The organism is Nocardioides bruguierae (assembly GCF_023554635.1).
Taxonomy (GTDB): domain Bacteria; phylum Actinomycetota; class Actinomycetes; order Propionibacteriales; family Nocardioidaceae; genus Nocardioides; species Nocardioides bruguierae.
In genome coordinates, this window is record NZ_JAMJPH010000046.1 from 1 (window position 1) to 1,421 (window position 1,421).

At 69.7% G+C, this 1,421-nt stretch carries 1 protein-coding gene; it reads left to right on the forward strand.

Translation table 11 applies throughout. The annotated features are described in order from the left end of the window. Positions 1-69: 69 nt before the first annotated feature. Positions 70-1,421: IS21 family transposase (gene istA, locus M8316_RS20320; protein WP_372490616.1), on the forward strand; the 1,352-nt coding region annotated here is incomplete at its 3' end.

Sequence of the window (1,421 nt, forward strand, 5' to 3'; positions counted from 1 at the left end):
TGACGACGACGCTCCAATCTGGGGCCAGAACGACGGTCGAAAACGGGGCCACCCAGACAGATTGGATGGGTGATCTCGATGGAGGATTGGGCTCTGATCCGGAGGCTTGTCGCGGACGGTGTCCCGCAGCGGCAGGTCGCTCGGGAGCTGGGGATCGGACGCGGGACCGTGGCCCGAGCGGTGGCCTCCACTGCCCCGCCGAAGTACCAGCGGCCGCCGGTTTCGACGTCGTTCACCGTCGTGGAGCCGATGGTGCGGCAGCTGCTGACCGCGACTCCCGACATGCCGGCCACCGTGATCGCCGAGCGGGTCGGGTGGACCGGGTCGATCACCTGGTTCCGCGAGAACGTGCGGCGGCTGCGGCCCGCCGCCCGGCCCGTGGACCCTGCCGACCGGCTGACGTGGATCGCGGGCGATGCCGCGCAGTGCGACCTGTGGTTCCCACCGAGGAAGATCCCACTCGAGGACGGCACCCGAGCACTGCTCCCGGTACTGGTGATCACCGCTGCGCACTCGCGGTACACGCTGGCCACGATGATCCCGACCCGGCACACCGAGGATCTCCTGCTCGGCATGTGGCAGCTGATCCGCGAACTCGGTGCGGTCCCGCGCAGGTTGATCTGGGACAACGAGTCCGGCATCGGCCGCGGTCGTCGCCACGCCGCCGGCGTCGCTGAGTTCGCCGGCGTACTGGCCACCACGGTGCAGCGCCTCAAGCCCTACGACCCGCAGTCCAAGGGCATCGTCGAGCGCCGCAACGGCTACCTCGAGACCTCCTTCATGCCCGGCCGGACGTTCACGGGGCCGGCCGACTTCAACACCCAGCTGCGCACGTGGCTCGAGGTCGCCAACAACCGGGTCGTGCGGACCCTGAAGAAGCGGCCCGTCGAGCTGCTGACCGCTGACCGCGCAGCGATGCTCCCGCTGCCACCGATTCACCCCTCGGTCGGCTGGGACAACCGGGTCAGGCTGGGACGCGACTACTACGTCCGTATCGACACCTGCGACTACTCCGTCGACCCGAACATGATCGGCCGGCTCGTCGACGTCCGCGCAGACCTGGACCGCGTCGAGGTCAGGCACGAGGGACGCCTGGTCGCGGCCCATCAACGCGTGTGGGCCCGTGGCATGACCATCACCGACCCCGAACACGTCACCACGGCCAAGCTCCTGCGCGAGCAGTACCAGCAGAACGCCACGCAAGCCACGTCGGCCGGTGACGCCGGCACTGCCACCCGCGCCACCACTCACGCCACGACCCGTGCGGATACCGACCCCAGTGCCACGCACGATCTGGTCCGCGACCTCACCGACTACGACCGAGCCTTCGGGCTCACCGACGGGCTCACCGACGGGCTCACCGACGGGCTCACCGACGGGCTCACCGACGGGCTCACCGACGGGCTCACCGACGGGCTCAC